This is a genomic window from Bacillus sp. NP157, assembly GCA_018889975.1.
In the GTDB taxonomy this organism is placed as follows: Bacteria; Pseudomonadota; Gammaproteobacteria; order Xanthomonadales; family Rhodanobacteraceae; genus Luteibacter.
The window spans coordinates 1,822,408-1,848,994 of the sequence record CP076546.1 but is presented as its reverse complement, the minus strand read 5'-3'; the positions used below and the strand labels follow the sequence as shown (position 1 = coordinate 1,848,994).

General features: G+C 66.8%; 20 protein-coding genes. 13 read left to right on the top strand and 7 right to left on the bottom strand.

What is annotated here, in order from left to right:
- The first annotated feature begins 198 nt into the window (after positions 1-198).
- From gndA to KPL74_08250, 3 genes are all read left to right on the top strand, one after another.
- Positions 199-1,620, top strand: a complete 1,422-nt coding sequence (gene gndA, locus KPL74_08260) for an NADP-dependent phosphogluconate dehydrogenase (GenBank protein ID QWT21986.1) — start codon at positions 199-201, stop codon at positions 1,618-1,620.
- Positions 1,621-1,777: 157 nt separating this feature from the next.
- The gene (gspD, locus tag KPL74_08255; GenBank protein QWT21985.1) at positions 1,778-4,114 is read left to right on the top strand and encodes a type II secretion system secretin GspD; all 2,337 of its coding nucleotides are present in this window, start codon (positions 1,778-1,780) and stop codon (positions 4,112-4,114) included.
- A gap of 118 nt (positions 4,115-4,232) precedes the next feature.
- Complete coding sequence (locus tag KPL74_08250) at positions 4,233-5,906, top strand: EAL domain-containing protein (GenBank protein QWT21984.1); 1,674 nt, start codon at positions 4,233-4,235, stop codon at positions 5,904-5,906.
- Here KPL74_08250 and KPL74_08245 read toward each other — a convergent pair.
- Positions 5,891-6,526 (bottom strand): hypothetical protein, encoded by a 636-nt coding sequence (locus KPL74_08245; protein ID QWT21983.1) that lies wholly within the window; start codon positions 6,524-6,526, stop codon positions 5,891-5,893. The genes KPL74_08250 and KPL74_08245 overlap by 16 nt on opposite strands.
- A 105-nt stretch (positions 6,527-6,631) precedes the next feature.
- Between KPL74_08245 and KPL74_08240 the strand changes: the two genes are divergently transcribed.
- Positions 6,632-8,185, top strand: a complete 1,554-nt coding sequence (locus KPL74_08240; GenBank protein ID QWT21982.1) for a YdiU family protein — start codon at positions 6,632-6,634, stop codon at positions 8,183-8,185.
- Between the two features lie 194 nt (positions 8,186-8,379).
- Here KPL74_08240 and KPL74_08235 read toward each other — a convergent pair whose 3' ends face one another.
- Entirely contained in the window at positions 8,380-9,201 is an 822-nt protein-coding gene (locus KPL74_08235; GenBank protein QWT21981.1) for an alpha/beta hydrolase, read from the bottom strand.
- A 130-nt stretch (positions 9,202-9,331) separates the two neighbouring features.
- On the opposite strand from KPL74_08235, the gene KPL74_08230 reads away from it, so the two are divergent.
- The 3 genes from KPL74_08230 (at position 9,332) to KPL74_08220 (ending at position 11,908) form a co-directional block, all read left to right on the top strand.
- Positions 9,332-10,480, top strand: a complete 1,149-nt coding sequence (locus KPL74_08230; GenBank protein ID QWT21980.1) for a methyltransferase — start codon at positions 9,332-9,334, stop codon at positions 10,478-10,480.
- Complete coding sequence (locus KPL74_08225) at positions 10,480-11,178, top strand: pseudouridine synthase (GenBank protein ID QWT21979.1); 699 nt, start codon at positions 10,480-10,482, stop codon at positions 11,176-11,178. Before KPL74_08230 ends, KPL74_08225 begins: the two co-directional genes overlap by 1 nt.
- 199 nt (positions 11,179-11,377) lie before the next feature.
- Complete coding sequence (locus tag KPL74_08220) at positions 11,378-11,908, top strand: superoxide dismutase family protein (GenBank protein ID QWT21978.1); 531 nt, start codon at positions 11,378-11,380, stop codon at positions 11,906-11,908.
- Between the two features lie 103 nt (positions 11,909-12,011).
- Here KPL74_08220 and KPL74_08215 read toward each other — a convergent pair whose 3' ends face one another.
- The 4 genes from KPL74_08215 to KPL74_08200 all read right to left on the bottom strand — a co-directional run bounded on the left by KPL74_08215 (position 12,012) and on the right by KPL74_08200 (position 15,745).
- Positions 12,012-13,079, bottom strand: coding sequence for a GGDEF domain-containing protein (locus tag KPL74_08215; GenBank protein QWT21977.1), 1,068 nt, complete (start codon positions 13,077-13,079; stop codon positions 12,012-12,014).
- 224 nt (positions 13,080-13,303) lie between these two features.
- Entirely contained in the window at positions 13,304-14,251 is a 948-nt protein-coding gene (locus KPL74_08210) for a DUF2236 domain-containing protein (GenBank protein ID QWT21976.1), read from the bottom strand.
- A gap of 3 nt (positions 14,252-14,254) precedes the next feature.
- Positions 14,255-15,214 carry a hypothetical protein gene (locus KPL74_08205; protein ID QWT21975.1) on the bottom strand — a complete coding sequence of 320 codons (960 nt, stop codon included), beginning with the start codon at positions 15,212-15,214 and terminating at the stop codon, positions 14,255-14,257.
- 60 nt (positions 15,215-15,274) lie between these two features.
- On the bottom strand, positions 15,275-15,745 hold the full coding sequence (locus KPL74_08200) for an OsmC family protein (protein QWT21974.1): 471 nt from the start codon (positions 15,743-15,745) through the stop codon (positions 15,275-15,277).
- A gap of 80 nt (positions 15,746-15,825) precedes the next feature.
- On the opposite strand from KPL74_08200, the gene KPL74_08195 reads away from it, so the two are divergent.
- From KPL74_08195 to KPL74_08180, 4 genes are all read left to right on the top strand, one after another.
- Positions 15,826-16,116, top strand: a complete 291-nt coding sequence (locus KPL74_08195; GenBank protein ID QWT21973.1) for an N-acetyltransferase — start codon at positions 15,826-15,828, stop codon at positions 16,114-16,116.
- A 58-nt stretch (positions 16,117-16,174) separates the two neighbouring features.
- Positions 16,175-18,232: a S9 family peptidase gene (locus KPL74_08190; GenBank protein ID QWT21972.1), complete on the top strand. Its 2,058-nt coding sequence runs from the start codon at positions 16,175-16,177 to the stop codon at positions 18,230-18,232.
- Between the two features lie 282 nt (positions 18,233-18,514).
- Positions 18,515-20,059 (top strand): EAL domain-containing protein, encoded by a 1,545-nt coding sequence (locus tag KPL74_08185; protein QWT21971.1) that lies wholly within the window; start codon positions 18,515-18,517, stop codon positions 20,057-20,059.
- Positions 20,013-23,138, top strand: a complete 3,126-nt coding sequence (locus KPL74_08180) for a diguanylate cyclase (protein QWT21970.1) — start codon at positions 20,013-20,015, stop codon at positions 23,136-23,138. Before KPL74_08185 ends, KPL74_08180 begins: the two co-directional genes overlap by 47 nt.
- Positions 23,139-23,545: 407 nt before the next feature.
- Here the strand turns inward: KPL74_08180 and KPL74_08175 are convergent, their stop codons facing one another.
- Positions 23,546-24,028 (bottom strand): YajQ family cyclic di-GMP-binding protein, encoded by a 483-nt coding sequence (locus KPL74_08175; protein ID QWT21969.1) that lies wholly within the window; start codon positions 24,026-24,028, stop codon positions 23,546-23,548.
- A gap of 84 nt (positions 24,029-24,112) precedes the next feature.
- On the opposite strand from KPL74_08175, the gene KPL74_08170 reads away from it, so the two are divergent.
- Positions 24,113-25,288, top strand: a complete 1,176-nt coding sequence (locus tag KPL74_08170; GenBank protein QWT21968.1) for an NAD(P)/FAD-dependent oxidoreductase — start codon at positions 24,113-24,115, stop codon at positions 25,286-25,288.
- A gap of 13 nt (positions 25,289-25,301) precedes the next feature.
- A complete protein-coding gene (locus tag KPL74_08165; protein ID QWT21967.1) occupies positions 25,302-26,180 on the top strand; it encodes an NAD(P)-dependent oxidoreductase in 879 nt (292 codons plus the stop codon).
- Positions 26,181-26,587 lie beyond the last annotated feature (407 nt).

The following is a 26,587-nucleotide window of genomic DNA, read 5'->3' as shown; positions in this document are numbered from 1 at the left end:
CAAACATCATAGCCGACCGCCATCACGTAACGTCGCTGTACGAAAGGGCAGGGTGGCGGTCGGAGTAGCAAGGCGGTTGATGGAGGGTGAAGTTGCTGCAATGCGGAAAGGCAGGAAGGACTCTCAACGCTTTTCCCCAAGCCCCCCAAACCGGCCTCGCCCTACCATCCCCCTCATTCCCCCCACCGGAGCGCACCCGTGTCCCAGCAGAAAATCGGCGTGATTGGCATGGCCGTGATGGGCCGTAACCTGGCCTGGAATATCGAGAGCCGCGGTCATGCGGTTTCGATCTACAACCGCACCAAGGCGAAGACCGACGAAGTGATGGACGAGAGCAAGGGCAAGAAGCTCGTGCCGACGTATAGTTTGCAGGAGTTCGTCGATTCGCTGGAGAAACCGCGGCGGATCCTGCTGATGGTGCAGGCCGGCAAGGGCACCGATGCGGTGATCGACGAGCTGCGTCCCTTGCTCGACAAGGGCGACATCCTCATCGATGGCGGTAACACCTACTACAAGGACACGGTTCGCCGTGGCGAAGAGCTGGCGAAGGCCGGGCTGCATTTCATCGGCACCGGCGTCTCCGGTGGTGAAGAGGGCGCCCTGAAGGGGCCGTCGATCATGCCGGGCGGCCCGCGCGACGCCTATGACCTGGTGGCGCCGATCCTGACCGAGATTGCCGCGAAGGCACCGGATGGCGAACCCTGCGTCACGTACATCGGCCCGGATGGCGCCGGCCATTACGTGAAGATGGTGCACAACGGCATCGAATACGGCGACATGCAGCTGATCGCGGAAAGCTACGCCGTGCTCAAGCACGTGGTTGGCCTGTCCAACGACGAACTGGCGGATGTCTACGACGAATGGAACCAGGGCGAGCTGGATAGCTTCCTGATCGAGATCACCGCGAAGATCTTCCGCCGCAAGGATGACAAAAGCGACAAGATGCTGGTCGATGTGATCCTCGACCGCGCCGCGCAGAAGGGCACCGGCAAGTGGACCAGCCAGAGTGCGCTGGACCTGGGCGTACCGCTGACGCTGATCACCGAGTCGGTGTTCGCCCGCGTGCTGTCGTCGATGAAGGACGAGCGCGTCGCGGCGAGCAAGGTGTTGAAGGGGCCGAAGGAGGCGAAGTTCAGCGGCGACCGCAAGGCCTTCATCGAGTCGGTGCGCCGCGCGCTCTACATGAGCAAGATCATTTCCTACGCGCAGGGTTTCGCCCAGCTGCGCGCCGCGTCGGACGAGAACAAGTGGGACCTCGACTACGACGCCATCGCGAAGATCTTCCGTGCCGGCTGCATCATCCGCGCGCGCTTCCTGCAGAAGATCATGGATGCCTACGAGCACGACGGTGGCCTGAAGAACCTCCTGCTCGACCCGTATTTCCGTGACATCGCCCAGGACTACCAGGCCGCGCTCCGCGAGGTGGTCGGCGAGGCCGTGCGGGTGGGCGTCCCGGTGCCGGGCTTCTCGGCCGCCATCGCGTATTACGACAGCTACCGCGCCGACGTCCTGCCCGCCAATCTCATCCAGGCCCAGCGCGACTTCTTCGGGGCGCACACCTTCGAGCGCGTAGACGAGAAGGGCAGCTTCCATGCCGGCTGGGTGGACGGGGGAAGCTGAACAGAGGCGATTTCTTACGAAGGGAATAGTGGGCGGCTGTCGCATTGTGACAGCCGCACGCTAGCGTTTGATGGGAACCTCCCTATAGAGTTGGGCGAATCGGCCGGCCTCCTGGGCGTCAGAAGCCGAAAAGTCCAACGAGGGAGTACGTTGTTCCATGCTTAGAAGTTCCCTGATCGGCGCCACGGCGCTGGCGGTAGCGCTTGCCGGATGCTCGACGCTGCCCAAGCCCGACGACGACGGCGTGCTGCAGCGCGAAGCCCTGGCGGGTACCGAGAAGCCAGCCCCGCGCCCCGCCATCGTGGGCCCGAGCGGGCCGCAGAACACGGCCGTGGGCCCCGCCCAGATCACCACGGGGACGGGCGAGTTCGTCAAGGCCGTCGGCCTCGCCAAGCCCAAGCCGGTGGCCGAAGGCCAGGGCAGCGTCACCTTCAATTTCGAGAACCAGCCGGTCGAGTCCGTGGTGAAAGCCATCCTGGGCGACCTGCTGCATGAGAACTACTCGATCGTCCCGGGCGTCCAGGGCAACGTGTCGTTCTCCACCTCCCAGCCGGTCACGGCCGAGCAGGCCCTGCCGATCCTCGAGACCCTGCTGTCCTGGACGGGCAATGCCCTGGTCCGCAGCAATGGCCGTTACGTGGTGATGCCGGCCAAGGACGCCGTCGCCGGCAACGTGGTGCCCAGCATCGGCGCCGTCGCCCCCCCGGGCGGCCTGCAGGCTCGCCTGTTCCCGCTGCATTTCATCTCGGCCACCGAGATGCAGAAGCTGATCAAGCCGTTCGCCCGCGCTGACGCGACCCTGCTAGCCGACCCGACGCGCAACGTGCTGGTCATGGCCGGCACCAGCAGCGAGCTCGACAACTACGCACGCACGGTAAAGACTTTCGACGTCGACTGGCTGCGCGGCATGTCCGTCGGCGTATTCAGCCTGCAGCGTGCCGACGTCAAGGACCTCACCACCAAGCTCGACGGCATCTTCGGCGACAAGGGCAACACGCCCATGGCCGGCATGCTGCGTTTCATCCCGATCGAACGGACCAATTCGCTGGTGGTGATCAGCCCACAGGCGCAGTACCTGGAGGAAGTGAAGGGCTGGATCGACCGCATCGACCACGGCGGCGGCAACGAGCCGCAGCTGTACGTCTACGACGTGGTCAACGTCCAGGCGTCCGACCTTGCCGACTACCTTTCCGACATCTACGGCGGCGGCTCTGGTGGCGGCAGCTCCAGCGACCGCGGTGGTCGCGTCGGCCCCGGCCTCAGCTCCGGCACCCTCGGTGGCGGCGATAGCGACCTCGGCAACCGCGGCGGTTCAGGGCTGGGCAGTACGACCGGCGGGTTTGGTAACAGCGGTTCGACCACCAACAGTGGCTACTTCAACAGTGGCAGTTCGCTGTCGAATGGCAGCACGGGCTCGCTTGGCGGCAGTGGCTCCAGTTTCGGCAGCAATGGCATGTCGGGCGGCGGCAATTCCCTCGGCGACGATTCGTCGTCGCGCCGCCAGCACAGCGGTGGCGTCACCACCGACGACGGCGTGCGCATCACCTCGGTGGACACCAATAACCAGTTGATGGTCCGTGCACGTCCGTCGCAGTGGGCGGAGATTCAGTCGGCGATCAAGCGCCTCGACGCCGTGCCCCTGCAGGTGCAGATCGAGACCCGCATCCTCGAAGTTCGCCTCACCGGTGACTTCCAGTTCGGCGTGCAGTGGTACCTGGAAGGCCTGGTCGGCGGCACCAACGGTTCGGTGGGCCAGCCGGGCAACAAGCAGCAGTGGGCACTCGGTTACGGCGGCAATACCTACAACCCCACCACCGACACCTTCTTCTACTCGTTCGTGAACAACAACCTCGCGGTCGCCATCCGTGCGATGGAAACCAACGGGAATACCAAGACCTTGTCGGCGCCGTCGCTGGTGGTGTTGAACAACCAGAAGGCGCACATCCAGGTCGGCGACCAGGTGCCCGTCACGCAGACCTACATCAACACCAACGCCAATACCGACAACACCTACGGTCAGGTCCAGTACCTCGATACCGGCGTGATCCTCAACGTGCGGCCGCGCGTCAATCCGGGTGGCCTGGTCTACATGAATATCGACCAGACGGTGAGCACGCCGGGTGCAAAAGACACTAGCGGAAACTTCCCGATCGCCCAGCGCAACGTGGCAACCCAGGTGGCCGTGCAGAGTGGGCAGACCGTGCTGCTCGGCGGCCTGATCCGCCAGACCGACAACGTCACCGACACGGGCATCCCGGGGCTCAACCGCATTCCGATCTTCGGCCGTCTGTTTGGCCAGACAACCCGTGGCAAGGACCGCACCGAGCTGCTCGTGCTGATCACGCCGAAGGTCATCACGAACGGCGAAGAAGCCAAGCAGGTCACCGACGAATACCAGCAAAAATTCGAATCACTGCGTCCGGTGCTCAACAACCCGCCGGGCTCGGCCAAGGTACGGGTAGGCGAACCCACGGTGACCGTGCCGCTCAAGTAACGCCCTTGCCGACTTTGTGCATCTCCCTCATGCCGTCCCGAGGATAAACGTCCATACACACACCCGCGTCACGACGCGGGTCGCAGATTGGACGTCACATCCGTCGTAGGGAGTGCGCGTGATCCAGGACCTTGCTGGCTGGTCGAAAGTGCTGGAGCTGATGCCCACGGCGATGTTCGTGCGCGATGCGGAACACCGCTGGGTGTTCGTCAACCGGATCGGCTGCGAGTACTTCGGCATCCAGCCGGACGACGTGATCGGCAAGACCGACGCCGAGCTGTTCCCGGCCGAGCAGGCCGAACGCTTCGCCCACGGCGACGACGCGGCCCTGCGTGGACACGAGGTGGTCGAAACCGAGGAATCGGTTTACGACCTCGTCGGTCGGGCGCGCACCCTGCTGACCCGCAAGACCTGCATCGAGCTGGAGGGCCAGCCGCATGTGCTGGCTTCGGTCACCGACATCAGCGAGCTGCGCGAGACCGAGGCCCACGTCCGCTGGCTGGCTTGCCACGATGCGCTGACCGGCCTGTCCAATCGCACGGCCCTATTCAGCCGGCTGGATACCGCTGTGGCGCGCGCCGCCGAGGGCACGTCGCGCGCAGCCCTGTTTTATCTGGACCTGGACGGCTTCAAAAAGGTCAACGACACCTTCGGCCACCTGGTCGGCGACGAGCTGCTGGTGCAGTTCGGCCAGCGCCTGCGCCAGGCGATCGGACCGAACGACGTCGTCGCCCGGATCGGTGGCGACGAGTTCGCGGTGCTGGTCGAAGACAGTGGCGACCTCGACGTCCATGGCCTGGCCGAGCAGATCCTCTCGCTGGCGGCGACGCCCTTCGATGCCATGACCGCGCGTGCCTTCGTCGGCACCTCCATCGGCGTGGTGCCGCTGGGCAAGGATGCGGTCGCGTCCGGCGAGATGGCCCGCAAGGCCGACAGCGCCCTCTACGAAGCGAAGAAGCGGCGCAACCGCTATGTCCTCTACACCGACGCGCTGGATGCCTCGCTTGCGCATCGCCGCGAGGTCGAGATGGCGCTGGCCGAAGCGCTCGATTCCGGCGAGGGCCTCAGCTGTCATTACCAGCCGCTGGTGCAGGCGCGCGATGGCAAGGTCATCGGCATGGAAGCGCTGGCCCGCTGGCGACATCCGAAGCTCGGCGTGGTCTCGCCCGTGCAGTTCGTCGCGGTGGCCGAGGAAACGGGTCTGATCGGCCGGCTGGGCGACTGGGTGCTGCGTACGGCCTGTGCCCGGATGCAGGGCGTGGATGACCTGTTCATCGCGGTGAACGTCAGCGCGGTGCAGCTGCGCGACGACCGCTTCGCCGACACAGTGCTCGCGATCCTCGCCGAAACCGGCTTGCCGCCGCGGCGGCTGGAACTGGAGATCACCGAGACGGCGATCGTCAATGCCGACGGCGCGGCCGTGCGCCTGCTCAAGCGGCTGCGCAAGGCGGGGGTGCGGATCTCGCTCGACGACTTCGGCACCGGCTATTCCAGCCTCACCCTGCTGAAGGATCTCGACGTCGACAAGGTCAAGATCGATCGCTCGTTCGTGCAGATGGCGCCGCTGGCCGAGGATTCCGCGGCGATCGTGCGTGCGGTCTCCAACCTGGGGGCGGCGCTGGGGTTGTCGGTGGTGGCCGAAGGCGTGGAAACCGAAGCGCAGCGGCAGTTCCTGCGCGAAGCGGGCTGCGATGAGCTACAGGGTTATTTGTTCTCCGCCGCGGTGCCGGAAGACCGGATCGAGCGCGTCTGCGGCATCTTCCCGACCGTGGCGCTTCACTCCGCGGGGTAGGCGTCCGCGGGCATCGGCCAGGTCCGGCGCAGGTCGGGCATGCCCGGCATCGAGGTGGGCTGCGGCAGGGGCAGGGGCAATTGGGTGCCGGCCAGGCCACCGGTCGCGTCGCCGACGATCGCGATCACGCAGTCACCGCTTTCCTTCGACGTACCGAACGACAGCCGGCCCCAGCCCATCTGCATCACCGTGTAGCGGTTGGGCAGCATGGACGGTGCGCTGGGCAGCGCGGTCTCCGAACTCGGCATGTGGAAGTGCCCGGCCACGTCGGCACGGGTAAAACACGGGCGCTGCTCCAGCTGGATCGACGTGAAGCGCGCCATCGGCACGTCGCCGCCCTCGCTGAAACCGCGCACCTCGAGCGCCGAGACGCGGTAGCCGTCCTTCGTCACGAACGGCACGCTGCGCACGATCTGTGGCGGCGCGTCCGGGGTGGCGTGCAGGCCGCCGGGGATCTTCGCCGCAAGCTGGTCCACGGCGTTGGGCAACGTGGCCATGGTGCCGTCGATCAGCTCCACCAGCGTGCGGTCGCTACGCGGCGGCACCGCAGCCATGGCAGGCGCGGCGAGAAGCGCGACGAGCAGGGCGGTGGTGGCGGGCAGCAATCGCATCGGGGCCATGGAGAGGGTTCGGGGGCGCTAGTGTGCCCGACTTTAAAGGCTTCCGGGGTTGTTCGGCGATGCGTTCGCCCGGATATACAACGCAACGCCCCGGGCTATCCCACCATGACCGATCCCCGCTTCGACAATGCCTTCGTCCGTGAGTTGCCGGCCGACCCGGATACCCACGTCGCGCCTCGCCAGGTTGCCGGCGCGGCGTTCTCGTGGGTTGACCCGACACCCGTCGCCGCGCCGCGCACGGTCGCCGTGTCGACCGAGGTCGCCGCGATGCTTGGGGTCGACCCGGCACGTCCGGATTTCGCCGAAATCTTCGCGGGTAACGCATCGCTGCCGGGGATGACCGGGTACGCCATGGCCTATGGCGGCCACCAGTTCGGCCACTGGGCCGGGCAGCTCGGCGATGGCCGGGCGATCGGGCTGGGCGAGGTGCTTACGGCGCACGATGGGCGCCAGGAGATCCAGCTGAAGGGCGCCGGGCGCACCCCTTACTCGCGCGGCGCCGACGGGCGTGCCGTGTTGCGTTCGTCCATTCGTGAGTTCCTGTGCAGCGAAGCCATGCATCACCTGGGCGTGCCCACCACGCGCGCCCTGTCGGTGGTGGCCACCGGCGACGCCGTGGTCCGCGACGTGATGTACGACGGCCACCCGGCACCCGAGCCGGGTGCGATCGTCTGCCGGGTCGCGCCCAGTTTCCTGCGCTTCGGTAGCTATGAATTGCCCTCGTCGCGTGGCGATGTCGCGCTACTTCGGCAGCTGGTCGACTTCACCATCGCCACGCACTTTCCCGCCGTGGCCGCGCTGGCCGAAGCTGAGCGGTATCCGGCGTTCTTCCACGAGGTCTGCGCGCGAACGGCGCGTCTGATGGCCGAGTGGATGCGCGTGGGCTTCGTGCATGGGGTGATGAACACCGACAACCTGTCGATCCTCGGGCTCACGATCGACTACGGCCCGTACGGCTGGGTCGATGATTTCGATCCGGACTGGACGCCGAACACCACCGATCGCGCGCATCGCCGCTACCGTTTCGGCCACCAGCCACGGGTCGCCTACTGGAACCTGCAACGGCTGGCGCAGGCGCTCGCCCCGCTGTTCGATGGCACGGTGGCGCTGCAGGCCGGGCTCGATCACTACGTCAGCGTGTTCGAAGCCACGGATGCGGCGTACGCGGCGGCGAAGCTCGGCCTGATGCATGCGCGCGACGGTGATGACGCGCTGGTCGGCGACCTCCGCGGCATCCTTGCCGCGGGTGGGATGGACATGACGATCTTCCATCGTGACCTGGCCCTGCTCGACGTCGACGCACCGCACGCCGGCGTGGTGGGCGCGGCGTTCTATGAAGAGGCGAAACGCGTCGAGGTCGGCGAGGCGCTGGACGCGTGGCTCGTTCGCTACGCCGTGCGCGTGCGCAACGACGAGGCGACCGCGGCGGAATGGCTGGCCCTGATGCATGCGAGCAACCCACGCTACGTGCTGCGCAACTACCTCGCGCAGCAGGCGATCGATCGCGCGGAGCAGGGCGATAACGGCGGGGTGCAGGAGCTGCTGGAGACGCTGCGACATCCTTACGACGAGCAGGTCGGTCGCGATCACCTGGCCGGGCGCCGGCCGGAGTGGGCACGTGATCGGGTCGGATGTTCGATGCTGAGCTGCTCGAGTTAGCTTCTGTAGGAGCGCGCCTGCGCGCGAATGTTTTTTTTGAACCTGTGCGCGGACGTTTTTCGGATCTATGCCAGGCATTTTTTTTTGGGGATACCTTCCGTGCATCGTGAAAAGATGTCGCGCGCAGGCGCGCTCCTACAGGGGATATGGCGGCGCCAGCCGTTGGCGAATGCCAGCAGACGGGGGGGGCTGCGTCAGCCGTTGGCGAATGTCAGCAGATCGGCGTTGAACTGGTCCTGGTGCGTTGTCACCAGTCCATGCGGTGCACCGGGATATTCCTTCAGCGTGCTGTTCTTCAAGCGGCGTACCGCGCTGCGTGCCGCCGCGTCGATCGGCACGATCTGGTCGTCGCTGCCGTGGATCAGCAGCACCGGTACGTCGATCCTGTCGAGGTCCGGGCCGTAATCGACTTCGGAGAACTCGCGGATGCAGTCGTACTGGCCTTTCAGTCCGCCGAGCATGCCCTGTAGCCAGAATTGCCTGCGTACGCCCTCGGACACACTGGCGCCGTCGCGGTTGTAGCCGTAGAAGGGCAGGGTGAGGTCCCAGTAGAACTGTGAGCGGTCGTTCCAGACGTTGTCGCGGATGCCGTCGAACACCGCTTTGGGCAGGCCGTTCGGATTGGCTTCGGTCCTGATCATCTGCGGCGGCACGGCGCCGACCAGCACCGCGCGGGCCACGCGGCCGGTGCCATGCCGGCCCATGTAGTGCGCGACCTCGCCACCGCCGGTGGAGTGGCCGACGAGGATGATGTCCTTGAGGTCCAGCGCCTCGACCAGCGCATGCAGGTCGTCGGCGTAGGTATCCATGTCGTTGCCGTCGAAGGTCTGGGTCGAGCGGCCATGGCTGCGCCGGTCGTGCGCGATGGTGCGAAACCCGTGGTTCGACATGAACATCATCGGCGTGTCCCAGGCGTCCGCACTGAGCGGCCATCCATGGGAAAACACGACCGGCTGGCCGTTGCCCAAATCCTTGTAGAAGATCTCGGTGCCGTCTTTGACGCGTACGTAGGGCATGGGCGGGGCCTCAAGGGGGATTGGGGAGGTCCCGAGTCTGGCCGCTGCCTGGAAGCCGATATTGGACAAACCTGCACGCTACGTACAAAAGATAGAATGGCAGGTCCAAGCCTTTCCCGAGATGCCCGACGTGTCCGCCGGTACCGCTTCCGACGCCGCCCTCGAAGCCCTGTTCGTCCCGTTCGACACGGGCGAGCTCACCTTGCCCGCGCAGGGTGGCGTGCTGCTGCTGCGCGCACGCGAAGGCGTGGCCTTGCGCGAACACATCCGTCCCGGCTGGGTGCTACAGCAAAGCTTTGCCCCGGCAGCCAACGCCCTGGCCCGCCACCGCTACACCGTCATCCCCGATCCTCCCCTCGCCCCTGTAGGAGCGCGCCCGCGCGCGACAGCTCCCACCGAAACCGTCCCTCCAGCCCAAACCTCCACCCCCACCCAAACCTCCACCCCCACCCAAACCTTCCCCTACGTCCTCGTCCTCCCCACCCGACAACGCGAAGAAACCCGCGCCCTGTTCGCCCAGGCCGTCACGCTCGCCGGATCCACCGGCGTCGTCGTCGCGAGCGTTCCCAACGCCGAAGGTGCGAAAACCGCCGAAGCCGACCTGGCCCTGCTGGCCGGTGGCGTCGCGCAGCTTTCCAAGCACAAATGCCGCGTGTTCTGGACGCTCCCCGGCTCGACGCCGGATGCCGCCTTGCTCGATGCCTGGCTTGCGCTCGACGCCGCCGAACCCATCGCCGGCGGCCGCTTCAGCAGCCGCCGCGGCCTGTTCGCCTGGGATCGGGTCGACGTCGCCTCCGCGCTGATGGCCAGCGTGCTGCCGGATGACCTCGCCGGGCGCGTCGCCGACCTCGGTGCGGGGTTTGGCTATCTCGCCTGCGAAGTCGTCGCGCGCAATGCAAAGGTCAATGCCGTCGACCTGTTCGAGGCCGAAGGCAGGGCGATCGGGCCGGCGCGGGAAAACATCGCCGCGGCCATTGCCCGCTCGGGTCGCGACGTCGCCGCACGCGTCGAATGGCACGACGTCACCCTCGGCATCGACGGCCGTTACGACGCCATCGTCTCCAACCCGCCTTTCCACCAGGGCCGCGCCGACCAGCCTGAACTCGGCCGCGCCTTCATCGTTACCGCTGCCCGCGCGCTGGCGCCGGGCGGCCGCTTCTGGATGGTCGCCAACCGCCACCTCGCCTATGAGTCCACGCTCGACGCCTGCTTCGGCAGCGTGCGGACCGTGCTCGAACGCGATGGCTTCAAGGTGATCGAAGCCAGGGAACCCCGCTGATGAAACTCGTACGACTCCTCGCCAACCTCGGCTACGGCAGCCGCAAACAGGTCGCCCAACTGTTCCGCGAAGGCGCGGTCACCGACGCCTCGGGCGACGTGCTGTATGCCGACGACAAGGTCGAACACGCCGACGTCCGCTTCGAAGGCGAACCGCTGGATCCGCCGCAAGGCATGATCCTGATGCTCAACAAGCCCGAGGGTTACACCTGCTCGCGCAAGGACGTCGGCCGACTGGTCTACGACCTGCTGCCGCCACGTTTCGGCGTGCGCAATCCGGTGCTGTCCACGGTCGGCCGGCTGGATCGCGATACCTCGGGCATCCTGCTGTTTACCGACGACGGCGGACTGCTGCACCGGATCATCTCGCCGAAGTCGGCGCTGGCGAAGGTGTACGAGGCGACCCTGGCCGAAGACCTGCGTGGCGACGAAGGCGCCCTGTTCGCCGCCGGCACGCTGATGCTCGACAACGAGAAGGAACCGCTGGAGCCCGCCGGGCTCGAAGTGCTCGGGCCACGCCACGTGCGGCTGTCGCTGACCGAGGGGCGCTACCACCAGGTGCGCCGGATGTTCGCTGCCGTCGGCAACCACGTGGAGACGCTGGCGCGGGTGTCCGTGGGCGGGCTGACGCTGGATGGGTTGGCGGCGGGGGAGTGGCGGTTGCTGGGGGATGAGGATATTCGCAGGATTTTTGGTTAGTCGGGTACGGGTAGTCGGGTACGGGTAGTCGGGGATCGCGCGCAGGCGCGCTCCTACACCAGCCGTCGCCGCCCCCCTGTAGGAGCGCGCCTGCGCGCGACCCCCGATCCCCGCCACGCCCCCATCCCCCCAATGGACGCCACCTCCACGCAAGGTGCAGTATCCCGGGTCACCTTTGACCCAAAACGGGGAGTGGACGATGAAGAAGATCGCAATCGTGGCAGCAGGCCTGCTGATCTGTGGCGCGGCCCAGGCCGCCGACAAGAGCGTCACCGTGCCGATGACCATGGTCTCGACCGATGGCGTGGGCAGCTCGGTCGGCAGCGTGACCGTGACCGAGAGCGCGGGTGGCCTCGTCTTCACCCCGAACCTCAAGGGCCTGCCGGCCGGCGAGCATGGCTTCCACCTGCACGAGAAGCCCAGCTGCGCGCCGGGCGAGAAGGACGGCAAGCCGGGCGCAGCGCTGGCCGCGGGTGGCCATTACGACCCGGCGAAAACCGGCAAGCACGAAGGCCCCGATGCCATGGGCGGCCACGAGGGCGACCTGCCGAAGATCACGGTAGGCGCCGATGGCACCGACACCACGGCCGTGACCGCACCGCACCTGAAGAGCCTGGCCACGTTGAAGGGCCACGCGCTGATGATCCACGCCGGTGGCGACAACTATTCGGATGAGCCCAAGCCGCTGGGCGGCGGTGGGGATCGGATTGCCTGTGGTGTGGTGAAGTAAGCGAGTTAAGCGTAAGTCGTAAAGCGTGAGCTGGGACGGCGCGCGGAATGAGTGGTTGCCGCGGCCTGTCCAGCTCACGCTTCACGCCTGACGACTCACGCTGCTAGAACAGGTCAATGCTGCCCATGGCGACGGGCGTGGCCAGTTCGCCGCGTGCTGTGAGCGACTCGAAGCCTTGCACGCTGTTGCGGCCATTCTGCTTGGCGAAGTACAGGGCCTTGTCGGCGCGGTCGAGCACGATTTCGGGGTAGTCGTTTTCGCTGATGCGGGCGTAGCCGATGCTGACGGTGACGTGGCCGACCTGGGGGAAGTTCCAGGTGGCGACGTGTTCGCGGAAGCGCTCCAGTGCGGCGGCGGCGATGTCTTCGTCCTGGGCCGCGATGAGCATGACGAATTCTTCGCCACCGAAGCGGAACAGCACGTCGGACTGGCGGAAGCACGCGCGCATCTGCTGCGCGAGCATCAGGATCACCTCGTCGCCGTAGACATGGCCCCAGGTGTCGTTGATCCGCTTGAAATGATCGATGTCGAGGATGGCGAGGTAGATCTGCGCCACGTCCTCGCTCGGATGGCGGCGTTCCTCGTCCTTGCGAACGGCACGCGCACGCTGGCGCTGCAGCTTCAGCAGGCGCTGCAGGCGTTGTTCGAAGCTGCGGCGGTTGTACAGGCCGGTGAGCTTGTCGCGCTCGCTTTCGTTGAGCAGGGCGATGTAGTTCGCGTAGATCCGCGCGAAGCCTTCCACCATGGTGCGCACGCTTTCCATGCTGTCTTCGGCTTCGAGCATCAGCGCACCGATGGCCGCGTGGTCGCGGATCACCGGCACCACCAGGCGGCAGTGGCCGTCATCGGTGACGTCGCTGACCACTTCAAGCGTCTCCATCGCCACGATGATCGTGTCGACCGGGTCGCCGTCGCGGGTCGGCTCGAGCGCTTCCACCACGCAGCGTCCTTCGGCGTTGCGCGTGCAGACCACCAGTGATTCCACCGGCTGCTGCAGGCTCTCGCCGCGCTTGCACAGGGTGACGCTCTTTACCGCCACCAGCTCGGCCATCGACAGCACCAGGCTATGATCGAGGGCATCGATGTCACGATGATGGGTGAACTCGGCCACCGAGGCGAGCAGGCGCGATTCCGGCATGCCGCCGGCAAGGGAATGCCACGGTGCCCTCATGCGAGTACCGTTCCGGCCATGTGGCCGCGCTGAAAGCGTTGAAATCGCACCGAACCCATCCTCCCCCGAGAAAGGCCCCTGTCCCGAGCCTGGTGATGATCGCGCCACAGGTCACCCTGGCGGGTTCCCTTGCCAAAGTTAGCGACCACGAAGCCGATAACTTTAGAGCAAAATCTCGCGGATGTGCGAGAACTGTGAAGACCATCCCAAAAGCGGGGGTATCGTCAACCGGCCTTTCTGGGGTAAGTGCCTTCCAGCGCGGGCCAGCGCATGAGCAAGCCGCGGTCGACCCCGACCCGGCGGCAGGAGCGGGTCGCCACGCCATCGGTCAGCGCCGCGCGGAACAGCGGCGCCATGCCGCGCAGGGTGGCCGTCGCCACCCGGGCCTTGAGCTGGTCGGCCGGGGTGCGGCGGAGCAGGTCGCTGGCCCAGCCTGGCAAGAGGCCGGCGCCCGCATGCAGGAAGATGTCGCGCGAGAGGCCGGCCAGCGGCACCGGCAGGTCGAGGTCGGCCAACACCTCCAGCACCACCCGCGTGCGCTCGGTGTAGGCCAGCGTGGGAATCACGTCGCGCACGTAGTCGTCCAGCGCGGCGACCGAGCCAGGCACGTCGCGTGCGCCGAGCGCTTCGGCGATGCGCCGGGTCTCGTTGAAGTACGCATCGGCTGCAGCGTCCGGTACATCCATCGGCCCATACACGCGGAAGCCGGCGAGGAAGCTGGCCATCTCGCTCACGTGCACCCAGGTCAGCAGGTCGGGGTCATCCGCGGCATACGGCTGGCCCGCTTCGTCGACGCCGCGGACCTGGCCATGGATGCTGCGCACCCGTTCGATCATCGCGTGCGCCGCCGCGGTCGGCGCATAAGTCGTCCCGCCGACGAAGGCCGTCGTGCGACGCAGCCGGCCGACCAGGTCGGTACGGAAGTTGGAGTGGTCCCACACGCCCGCCAGCGCACGCGGATGCAAGGTCTGCAGGTAAAGGGCGCACAGGCCGCCGGCGAGCATGCCGCAGAAGTCGTTGTGGACTCGCCAGGTTACCGACTCCGGGCCGAACAGGCCGGGATCACCGGCCGGGTGTTCGTAGTCGATGCCGCCCGTGGGCGGTTTCGGGAAGGCGGTCATCACCCAGCGCCGGATCGGCGCGGTGGCGGGGCGGAGCAGGTGGCGCAACATGGCTCAGTCCCCCGACCACCAGCCGCGCCACTTAAAGAACCACACCGGCAGGATCATGCTGACGATGATCACGACGATCGCCATCGGATAACCCCAGTGCCAGTCGAGCTCGGGCATGTACTTGAAGTTCATGCCCCAGATGCCCGCGAGGATCACCGGCGGGATGGTCGCCACCGAGGTCACGGTCAGCACCTTCATCACGTGGTTCTGGTCGGTGCTGATGAAGCCCAGCGTGGCATCGAGCAGGAACTGCAGCTTGTTGGTCAGCTGGTCGTCGAATTCGTCGAGCGTGCGCAGGTCATGGTCGATCACGCGCAGGCGCACTTCCACGTTGTCCGACATCCAGTCGGGCTTCTTCGCGCGGACGAACGACACGATCCGCTGCACGCCCAGCATCGAGGAGCGATTGCGCGCCTGTAGCCCTTCGAGGCGGCCAACTTCGAGCATGCAGTCGCGCAGCACCGGGGTGCCGAGGCGCTCGGGCGTGAACACGCGGTCGGAAAGCTTCTTCAGCTCGGCCGACACATCCTCCATGCGCTGCGCACCGAGGTTAACGATCGCCTCGATCAACGTCGCCAGCACGTCGCCGCTGGACTCCCAGTGCTGGCGGTCGCAGCTCTCGTTGGCCAGGTCGAACGCGGGCGACTCGGCGAAGCGCAGCGTCATCAATACGTGGTTGGTCACCACGATGCCGACCGGCTGCGCCGCATGCGCGCTGGTATCGGCGAAATAGGGGATCGAAAGGTATTGCGCGTCGTCGTCGGTGCGGATGCGGCTGGACAGCGCAAGGTTCACGACGTCGGAGCGCTCGGGCACGCGCAGGCCAGTGATCTCGGCGGCGCAGTGGCGCTCTTCCTCACTGGGCTCGACCAGGTCGATCCAGATCGGTGCCTTGGGCCGGCCCATGCCGGGGTTCCAGACGATGGGGCGTTCGTGATGGCCGTGTTCGTGGATGATCAGCACGTGGCGGGGAGTCCTGTCTGCCTGGGTTGCGCCGCCGGTCGGGCCGGCGGCGCGGGCATGTTACGCCTCCAGCGACGCGTCCAGCGTGATCTCCGCCTTCAACACCTTCGACACCGGGCAGCCTTCCTTCGCCTGCGTGGCGATCTCGGTGAACTTCGCCTGGTCGGCACCGGGGATCTTCGCCTTGGTGGTGAGGTGGATCTTGGTGATCGAGAAGCCTTCCCCGTCCTTGGCCAGGGTGACGTCAGCGCGGGTTTCGATGCGGTCGGCGGTCAGGCCGTTGTTACCGAGCATCAGCGACAGCGCCATGGTGAAGCACGACGCGTGCGCGGCGCCCAGCAGTTCCTCCGGGTTGCTGCCGGGGCCATCTTCGAAGCGCGATGCGAAACCGTACGGTGCGTCCTTCAGCACCCCGGTCTGCGTGGAAATGAGCCCTTTGCCCTCTTTAATGTTGCCGGTCCAGACTGCCTTTCCCCACTTCTGCATGGTCTTCTCCTGTTGGTTATGGATTGTGCTCGTGAAGGCGCGCATGCTTCGTCATCGACGACGCTAGCGCCCCGTCCATGGACAGAATGCGAAAGGGCGCCGAGGAAGGCTTGGAGAGAACGACGATGAGCGAGACCCCGAAACCTCTGGAAATCACCCACGACCGGGCCAACCAGGTGTTCCTGGCGCATGTGGACGGGCACGAGTGCGAGCTGGATTACCGGCTGGAAGGCAAGACCATGGTGATCACCCACACCGGCGTGCCCGAGCCCGTCGGTGGCCGCGGCATCGCCAACCTCCTGACCCGCCAGGCGGTGAAGGTGGCGGAGAACCAGGGCTGGAAAATCCGCCCCGCATGTTCCTACGCGGCGACGTGGTTCCGACGCAACCCGGAATACGGCAACCTGCTGGCGTGAAGCGCGGTTGGGGGTGTGCTAGGTTTCACGTCTCCTATACACCCCCGAGCCGAACTCGATGCGAACGAAGTGGATCGCCACCGCCGTGGCGCTTGCCTGCGCCACCAGCGCCTACGCCGAACCCGCCGCCAGGGCCGACGATCCGCGCATCGCGGCCATCCTCGACGGCCTCGCGAAAGTCCGCACCATCGAGTCGGTGGCGCTGTCGCCCGACGGCAAGCACCTGGCCTGGGCGGTGAAGACCGACGGCAAGCCGGTGCTGGAAGTGGCCGATGCCGATGGCCGCAGTGCCCACCGCGTCACCGCGACGAAGGGCTGCAGCGAAACCAGCGTGGCCTGGTCCCCGGATTCGCGCCACCTGGCCTTCCTCTCCGATTGCGCGGGCAAAGGCCCGGGCGTGGAAGAAGGCAAGCAGAACGACATCAACCTCGTGGACATCGCCGCCAAGGGTGGGGCGCCGAAGCGCCTGACCCACCTGACCGGTTACGTCAGCGGGCTGGAATGGTCGGCCAACGGCAAGCAGCTGGACTTCCTCTACGTGCCGAACGCCACCCGGCGTGCCAGTGCCACCGCGGCCGCGAAGCCGCAGCTGGGCGAGGTCGGCGTGGAAGGGATGGAAGTGCAGCAGGTGGCCAGCGTCGACGTGGCCGGCGGTGCCGTGCACACGCTCACCCCGGCGGGCCTGCATGTCTACGAGTTCACCCGTTCGCCCGACGGCAGCCGGATCGCCTTCGTCGCGGCACCGCCGCCCGGCGACAACAACTGGTGGGTGGCGAAGCTTTACGTGCAGCCGGCGAACGCCGGCGCGAAGACCGACGTGCTGGTCGACACCACGGCGCTGAAGGGTCCGCTGAAGAACCTGCAGGTGGCCGTGCCGCGTTTCTCCCCGGACGGTTCGCGGATCGCCTTCATCGGCGGCCTGATGAGCGACCAGGGCTCCACCGGTGGCGACATCTGGGCGGTGTCGAGCACGGGTGGCACGCCGGTCGACCTCACCCCGGGAGTCACCACGACGCCGGTGTGGCTGGCCTGGGCGGCGAACGACCGCCTGCTGGTGACCGAACAGGTGGCCGGTGCCAGCCGGATGTCCCGCTATGAAATTCCGGCAAGCGGCGCCGCCGTTGCCACCCCGCTGTTCGACCTGCCGATGACCCTGGGCGACGGTCGCCTGTCCATGTCGGTCTCGCTCAGCGCCGACCAGCAGCACGCCGCGTTCATCGCCAGCTCGTTCGACAAGCCCTACGAGGTGCACGTCGCCGACCTCGCCGGCAATGCCGCGCCGCGCGCCGTGACGACGTTCAACGCCGCGTTGAAGCCATCGTGGGGCAAGGCCGAATCGATCCGCTGGACCAACGAAGGCCAGGACGTGCAGGGCTGGCTGCTGTACCCGGCCAACTACGATCCGGCGAAGCGCTACGGCATGATCGTATCGATCCACGGTGGCCCCGCCGCCGCCGTCTTGCCGCGCTGGCCGGGGCCGGGCTATGGCGCGGCGCCGCTGTCCGCATTGGGCTACTTCGTGTTCATGCCCAACCCGCGCGGCAGCTACGGCCAGGGCGAAGCCTTCGTCCAGGCCAACCGCAAGGACTTCGGCTACGGCGACCTGCGCGATGCGCTGGCCGGCGTCGATGCGATCGAGAAGACCCATCCCGTGGACGACAAGCGGCTTGGCCTCACCGGCTGGAGCTACGGCGGCTTCATGACCATGTTCGCCGTGACCCAGACGTCGCGCTTCCAGGCGGCCGTCGCCGGCGCGGGCATCTCCAACTGGCAGAGCTATTACGGCCAGAACCTGATCGACCAGTGGATGAAGCCGTACTTCGGTGCGTCGGTGTATGACGACCCGGGCGTCTATGCGCGCAGCTCGGCGATCAACTTCATCAAGCAGGTGAAGACGCCGACCCTGGTCGTGGTCGGCGAGCGCGACGCCGAGACGCCGGCGCCGCAGTCGTTCGAGTTCTGGCACGCGTTGCGCGCGCAGGGCGTGCCCACCTCGCTGGTGGTCTACCCGGGCGAGGGCCACGGCTTCGCCCGCGACGCCAGCCGGCGCGACGTGCTGGCCCGGGCGCTGGCCTGGTTCGACCGTTACCTGGGCGCCCCGGCGAGCGGGCGCTGAGGGCGGCTGGGGGCGTGACCAGCGGCACGGATTGCGTTTTTTTTCCGAGGCCGCATCATGCTTGCCTGTCGGGTCCGTCTCACGGTAGGGGAAGACGGGGCGTGCAGCCTTCACGGGGGGCGTTAAAGTTGTTCGGGTCCATGGCCGATAGACTACGGACGAGTCGAGTCACGCCATGGGGCCATCCTGGGTTCCGGGCATGGCCGTTGATGAATTTTGATGTTTCCGTTGGCTGCCCTAGCAGGGTAGCGACGTGTCCCGGGTGCCGGGCCGGAGCGAGGCGTGCTGACAATTAGCATCGAAAACGGCATGCATGTCGCCGTGTCGAAGTGCGCGCGCTGGTCCCTCATGGGGCCGGCCGATGTCAGCTGCTCGGGATTCAGCACGCATGGTGCCGGATTTGGCTGGCTGGTCTCGCTGGTGGTGGTCTGCCTGGTGGCCTCGGTGGTGATCGGGCTGCTGGTCACGCAGCGCCGCAAGCTCAGCGCCCGCCTGAAGGATCCGCGCGAGGAAGCCCGTCGCGCACTGGCCTTCCACGCCTACCACGACACCCTCACCGGCCTGCCCAACCGCGCCTTCCTGATGCACGAGCTGGAAGCCGCGCTCGCCGCGCCGGGTGATGCGACGCTGGCGGTGATGTTCATCGACCTCGACGGCTTCAAGTCGATCAACGACACGCTCGGCCACGAAGCCGGCGATACCTTTCTGCGTGCCGTGGCCACCTCGCTGCGTAGCAGCGTGCGCGAGCGCGACACGGTGTCGCGTTTCGGCGGCGACGAGTTCGTCGTCGTGGTCAAGGGCTATGGCGGCATGGAGAACCTGGTCCGGGTGTGCCGCAAGGTGCTTGACCTGGTGTCGCAGCCGGTGAACGTCAGCGGCCAGCTGGTCGCGGTGAGCCCGAGCATCGGCGTGGCCATCGCCCCGCAGGATGGTCGCGAAGCCGTCGCGCTGATCCGCAATGCCGATGCGGCCATGTATGCGGTGAAGGAGACCGGCAAGGCCGACTTCCGTTTCTATGAAGAAGGCATGCTGGAGCAGGCGCGCGAACGCCTCGCACTCACCGTCGAACTGCGCGAGGCGCTGCAGCGTGGCGAGCTCGACGTGGAATACCAGCCCAAGCGCAACCTGCGCGACGGCACGCTGGCCGGCGTGGAAGCGCTGGCGCGCTGGCACCATCCGCAGCGCGGTGACGTGCCGCCGGGCGTGTTCGTCGCCATCGCGGAACGCTCCGGCCTGATCCATGCGCTGGGCGAGTACGTGCTGCGCGTGGTGCTCACCCAGGTGCTGGCGTGGGACAAGGCGAAATGCCACGTCGACTACGTGGCGATCAACCTCTCGATGCATGAACTGAGCCGCCCCGCCTTCGTCGAAACGCTGCATCGGGTGGTCCGCTCGTTCGGCGTCGACCCGACCCGGATCCGCTTCGAGCTCACCGAGTCCACGGCGATGCGCGAGCCGGAGGAAACCCTGCGCCAGCTGGTGAAGCTGCGTTCGCACGGGTTCGACCTGCTGATCGACGATTTCGGCGCGGGCTACTGGAACCTCAGCCACCTGCGCGAACTGCCGGTCGGCACGATCAAGATCGACCAGAGCTTCGTCCGCGGCAGCGATACCAACCTGGCCGACCGCGAGATCACCGAGGCGATCGTCGGCCTGGCCAAGAAGCTCAACATGCGCACGATCGCCGAGGGCGTGGAGACCGAGGCCCAGGCCGACTGGTTGCGCGGCCTGGGCTGCGACATCGGCCAGGGCTATTTCTTCGCCCGCCCCATGACGGCGGATGCGTTCAGTCGCTACCTCGATCCGTCGTTGGCCTATGCGGGCTGAGCGCTTCCACCGGCCGTCCTGCTTCCTGCTGCTGCGTGCCGTCCTCTGCGTCTTCGTCCTCGGCCTGTTCGCCGCGGGCACGGCCGTGGGGCAGGTGGCGCCGAAGGTCGGCGTGGATCCATGGGCGCCGTACGAAACGGCATGGTTCGACACGGTGGGCGTAGCCGACGGCCTGCCGCATTCCACCACGACCTCGATCGTGCAGGACAAGGCGGGCCTGGTCTGGATCGGCACGTTCGGTGGCCTGGCCCGCTACGACGGTTACCGCATGCAGGTGTTCGGCCAGGAGCCGGATTCCTACGGCGGCGCGGTGCTTCCTGATGCCTACGTGCGCACGCTGATGCCGCTGGACGATGGCGGCTTGCTGGTCGGCACCAATGCGGGCGGGCTGCTGCGCTTCGATCCGAAGACCACCCGATTCCACGCGTATCCGGTGGGCAAGGGCGGCACCTCGAACAACAAGATCTTCGCCATCGCGCGCTCGCGCGATCCGGATGTGTTCTGGATCGCCACCGAGGGTGGGCTGGACCGCCTGCAGCTTTCCACCGGCCAGATCACCCGCGTGTCGCGGCTGCCGGGCGACGACCCGGAGATGGTGTCGCGCACGTTCACCGTCAGCGAGGATCGCAAGGGCAACCTGTGGGTCGGCCTGGACAAAGGCCTGTTCGTGCGCCACCCGGGCAAGCACTTCGAGCGGGTGGTATCGAACGATCCGGAGATCGAAGCGATCCTGCGCGACCAGGTCTGGGCGATTTACGAAGACAGCCAGGATCGCCTGTGGATCGGCACCGGCCAGTCGGGCGCGATCTACATCGGTGCCGAGGGCCATGGCCACGTCGTCGCCGGGTTCTCCGGCAAGACCGGCATGGCCCGGCGACGGACCATCCGCGCGTTCCGCGAAACACCCACCCACGTGCTCTGGGCCGCCACCGATGGCGCCGGCGTGGTCACGTACGACTTCACGACGGGCCAGCTGCGCGCGCTCGCCCACGATGCGGCGATGCCGTCGTCGCTGCCTGGCGACATCACCCGCGACATCTTCCAGGACCACGCCGGCAACATCTGGGTCGCCACCGAACTCGGCGCCGCGCACTACGATCCGAACGGGCGCAAGGTGTTTTCCGTACTGCCTTCGCCGTTGGAAGCGCACACGTTGTCCAACGCCAACGTGCACTCCGTGTTCGTCGACCCACGCGGACGCGTCTGGCTGGGCCTGGGCATGGGACGTATCGACGTGCTCGACCTCGGCAGTGGCGGCATGCGCCATCTCCAGCTCGGCGGCGAGCAGGCCGAGCGCGACGTGCAGGCCTTCGTGGTCGCGCCGGACGGGTCGATCTGGGCCGGCGCACAGGGCGTGTCGCGGATCAACCCGGACACCTTCGCGCTGGAAAGCTCGGTCATCCCGAGCCTGGACGGCCGGCTGATCCTGTCGATGCAGCGCGACGGCAACGACCTGTTGATCGGCACCTATGACGGCCTGTTCCGCTACGACGGCGCGACGCATGCCTTGCAGCAGATGCGCCACGACGAGAAGGATCCGCACAGCCTGGTCGGCGACCAGGTGCGGCACATCGTGCGGATGGCGCATTCGTGGTGGTTCGCGACGATCAGCGGCATCAGCATTTCGTACGACGGCGAACCGGGCTTTACCAACATCCGCCATGACCCGGCGGATCCGGCCAGCCTGCCGCAGGACTACACCGGTTCGATGGCGTTCGATTCGCATCACCGGCTGTGGCTGGGTACGTTCGGCGGCATTGCCTACCTGGACGATTTCAACGAGCGCGGGCCGTTCCATTTCGGCCTGATCGGCGCGCGCGAAGGCATGGTCAACACGAAGATCAACGCGTTGCTGGTCGACCACGACGATCGCGTCTGGGCCTCGATGGCCAACGGCGTGGCCATGGTCGACGCGGCAAGCCACCGCGTGTTCGACCTGGGCATTCGCGATGGCCTGCGCATCCCCAGCTACATCCATCGTGCCGCGGCGGAGGCGCCGGGCGGCGAGCTGATGTTCGGCGGCCTCGGTGGCCTGACCGTGGTACGGCCCTACTGGGTGGCGCCGCAGACCGCGTCGGCACGGCTGGCGGTGACCCACGTCGCCCTGAACGATCGCTCGCTGCCGCTGGCCGAGCTACCGGGCGAAGCGGGCCGGATCAAGCTGGACGGTGACGGTCGCAACCTGCGTGTCGAGTTCGCGCTGCTGGATTTCCGTGCGCCGCAGGAAACCCACTATGGGTATCGCATGGATGGCGCGGACAACGGTTGGAACGAAGTAGCGCGCGGCATCCCGCCGAGCGCGATCTATACGAACCTTGCCAGCGGTACGTACACGCTGCGCCTGCGTGCGTCGATGCGTGGCCTGGATGCGCGCACGGTCGAGACCTCGGTACGCGTCGAGGTCGTGCCGCGCTGGTATGAGAGCCCATGGACGCTGCTGGCGGGCGTGGCGGCGGCGGTGGCGATGTTCTTTGCGCTGGTTTACCTGCGCACGCTTTACCTGCGCCGTCGCGCGGAGCTGTTGCAGGCCCAGGTGGAGGCGCGTACGCGTGACCTGAAGGCGGCGAACGAGCGGCTGGATCACCTGGCGGGTACGGATGAGTTGACCGGTTCGCTCAATCGCCGGCGTTTCCTGGAGCAGGCGGAGCGCGTGCGCCAGGGGGCGGCGAAGGACGGCATTCCGTTCAGCATGGTGTTGCTGGATATCGATGACTTCAAGACGGTCAACGATACGTTTGGCCACCTGGCGGGTGACACGGTGATTCGCGAGACGATGCGGGTGATTTCGTCGATGTGTCGTGCTGATGACCTGGCCGGGCGTTTCGGTGGCGAGGAGTTCATCCTGTGCCTGCCGGGCTCGCTGGCTGAGCATGCGCTGGATATCACCGAGCGGGTGCGGCATGCGCTGGCGTCGCTGGTGATCGTGCACGGGGATTACCGTATCCGGATTACGGTGAGTGCGGGCGTGGCGATGTGGCGTGCGCCGGAGTCGTTGAATTCGTTGCTGGGTCGTGCGGACGAGGCGTTGTACGAGGCGAAGAACGACGGCCGCAACCGCAGCCGCATCGCGAGCTTGTGAAGCGGTTGCCGCTTCGCGGCCATGCCTGACGGCCTCCGGCCGAACCTCGGCGCTGGCATGGCTGTTGTAGGAGCGCGCCTGCGCGCGATGGCCGTCCGCGCGGCGCTCATGCGTGGCCGCAGGACAGCCCTCGGTGCCTACCCTCGCTGCTCAGACAGGTCCTCCGCGCTCGACAAGGTTGGCCGCAGCCGCGGCCCATGTACTTATTGGCCTACGGCCGCTCGCTTGTGCGGGAGATGCCGCGGCTTCGCCGCCATGCTTTCCATTCGCGCGCAGGCGCGCTCCTACAACGCCGCTACGTAGGCTCCTGTAGGAGCGCGCCTGCGCGCGAACGAAACCTGCGGCGCGGTCGCAACATGCCAGGCCAGCCCTGGGTAGACGTTTCGCGCTGCAGCAGCCCGACTATTTCAGTCGCGGAAGTTTTCGAACTGGAGCGGTAGTTCGAAGTCGGCTTTGCGGAGCAGGGCGATGGCGTCCTGGAGGTCGTCGCGCTTTTTGCCGGTGACGCGGATTTTTTCGCCGTTGATCTGGGCTTCGACCTTGAGCTTGGCTTCCTTGATTTTCGCGATGATTTTCTTCGCGATCGGCTGTTCGATGCCTTGCTTGACGGTGACTTTCTGGCGGGCTTCGGCGAGGTTGGTTTCGACCTTGCCGATGTCGAGGGCGCGCAGGTCGATCTGGCGGGCGGCGAGGCGTGCCCGGAGGATGTCGTGCATCTGCTTGACCTGGAATTCGTTCTCGGCTTTTTGCGTGATGACGTTTTCTTCCAGTTCGAATTTGGCGCCCGTGCCCTTGAGGTCGAAGCGGTTCGAGACTTCGCGGTTGGCCTGGTCGACGGCGTTGCTCAGTTCGTGCTTGTCGACTTCCGAAATGATGTCGAAGGAAGGCATGGGTTCGTCCTCGGGTGGGGGGCTATGGCCGACAAGTTTACGCGACGGCGGTACCATGTGCGTTTGCAAGGCTGGACGACCCCCATGGAATACGATGCCATCGTCATCGGCGCAGGTGCTGCGGGCCTGATGACGGCGATCGTCGCCGGCCAGCGTGGGCGGCGGGTGCTGGTGGTGGACCATGCCAACAAGGCCGGCAAGAAGATCCTTATGTCTGGCGGTGGGCGGTGCAATTTCACCAATACGAACACCACCCCGGCCAATTTCCTGTCGCGGAACCCGCATTTCTGTAAGTCCGCGCTGGCGCGTTACACGCCGTGGCACTTCATCGACATGGTCGAGAAGCACCGGATCAAGTACCACGAGAAGAGTCCCGGCCAGCTGTTTTGCGACGAGTCGTCCAAGCTGGTCGTGCGGATGCTGTTGGATGAGTGTGCCGCAGCGGGCGTGCGGGTGGCGCTGGATACGCCGGTGACCCGGATCAGGGCAGGGGAGGCGGGGTTTGGCTGCGATACGCCGCTGGGCCACGTGCGTGCGCCCTCGCTGGTGGTTGCGACCGGTGGCCTGTCGATCCCCAGCCTGGGCGCCTCGGGCTTTGGTTACGAGGTGGCGAAGCAGTTTGGCCATGCTGTGTTGCCCGTGCGGGCGGGGCTGGTGCCGCTGACCCTGAGCGGTAAGCACCAGGAGCGTTACGACGGCCTGGCCGGGGTGGCGTTGCCGGTGGAGGCGCGGGCGAACGGAGCGACTTTCCGTGACGCGATGCTGGTGACCCATCGTGGCCTCAGCGGTCCGTCGATCCTGCAGGTTTCGTCGTACTGGGAGCCGGGCGTGGACCTGCGCCTGGACCTGCTGCCCGGGATCGACGGCGCGGAGGCGTTGCGCGCCGCACGCGAGGAGCGGCCGGCCGCGGAGTTCCGGACCGTGCTGTCCACGCTGTTGCCGCGGCGGCTGGCCGAGCGGTTCTGCGAGGTGTGGTTCCCGAGCAAGCCGATGCGCCAGTACCGTGACGCGGAATTGAAGGACATCGCGGCACAGTTGGCCGATTGGCCGGTGGTGGCGAGCGGTACCGAGGGCTATCGCACGGCTGAGGTGACCCTGGGTGGCGTGGATACCGACGAGGTGTCGTCGGCCACGATGATGTCCAAACGCCAGCCCGGGCTGTACTTCGTCGGCGAAGTGCTCGACGTGACCGGCCACCTCGGTGGCTACAACTTCCAATGGGCCTGGGCGTCGGGACATGCCGCCGGCCAGGCCGTCTGACAGGAGCATCGCGATGCGTATCGCTTTCATCGGTCTGGGCAGCATGGGCAGCGGCATGGCCGCGAATCTGCTGAAGGGTGGCCACGAGGTCACGGTGTGGAATCGCACCGCGTCGGTGGCGAAGCCGCTGGAGGGGCAGGGCGCGCGTGTCGCGGCGACGGCCGCCGAGGCGGTGGCGAACGCGGAAGTCGTCCACAACATGCTGGCGAACGACGCCGCGGTACGCGAGGTGATCCTGGGCGAGGTGCTCGAGGCGTTGCCGAAGGGCGCGATCCACGTGAACCACGCGACGATCTCCGTCGCCCTGGCCGAGGACCTGGCCCGTGCACATGAGGCGCGTGGCATCGGCTTCGTGGCGGCGCCGGTTTTTGGTCGACCGGAAGTCGCCGCCGCCGGCAATCTGAACATGCTGGTGTCGGGCAAGCCCGAATCGGTGGCGAAGGTGCAGCCGCTGCTGGAACTGCTTGCGGCGAAGGTCTGGCCGATGGGCGACGACCCGATCCGCGCGACCATCGTGAAGATCGGCGGCAATTTCCTGATCGGTGCCGCGATCGAAAGCATGGCCGAGGCATCGGCGCTGACGCGCGCCCACGGGGTCTCCGCGAAGGATTTCCTCGAGGTGATGCAGGGCACGCTGTTTTCCGCACCGGTGTACAAGATCTATGGCGGCATGATCGCCGAAGACCGTTACGAGCCTGCCGGTTTCAAGCTCAGCCTGGGTTTCAAGGACGTGGGCCTGGCGCGCTCGGCGGCCGAGGGCAAGCGTGTCCCGATGCCGGTCGCCAGCGTCCTGCACGATTCGCTCCTGGAGTCCCTCGGCCGCGGTGACGGCGACATCGACTGGGCCGGCCTGGCCCGCGTCGCCGCCGCCCGAGCCCACCTCACCGACTGAACGCCTGTTGGTGGGATCCGGCTTCTTCGCGGCGCTCGAGCGTGGTCGCAGGGCCAGCCCTGGGCGCTCGGGCGTTGCGGCGGGAAGAGCCCTCGGCGCCTACCCTCGCTGCTCAGACAGCGTTCTGGCGTGCGACAGGGAGGGGCTGCTCCGCAGCCCGTTTCCTTATTGGCCTGCGGCCGCGCACCGGGTGCCGGGCGGCGGTTTCTGACTCGACTCCTGTCTCGGCAGAAACGGCCGGCCATCGTGGCCGGCCCCCTGCGGGCTTCTTCCGCCTGCCACCCTCGCCGCCACGACAAGTTGCGGCTACGCCGCCATGCTTTCGATTCGCGCGCAGGCGCGCTCCTTATTTGTCCCGATCGGTCCAAAGTAGGTGCCGAGAGCCGGCGTGGTCGACCGTTACGCTC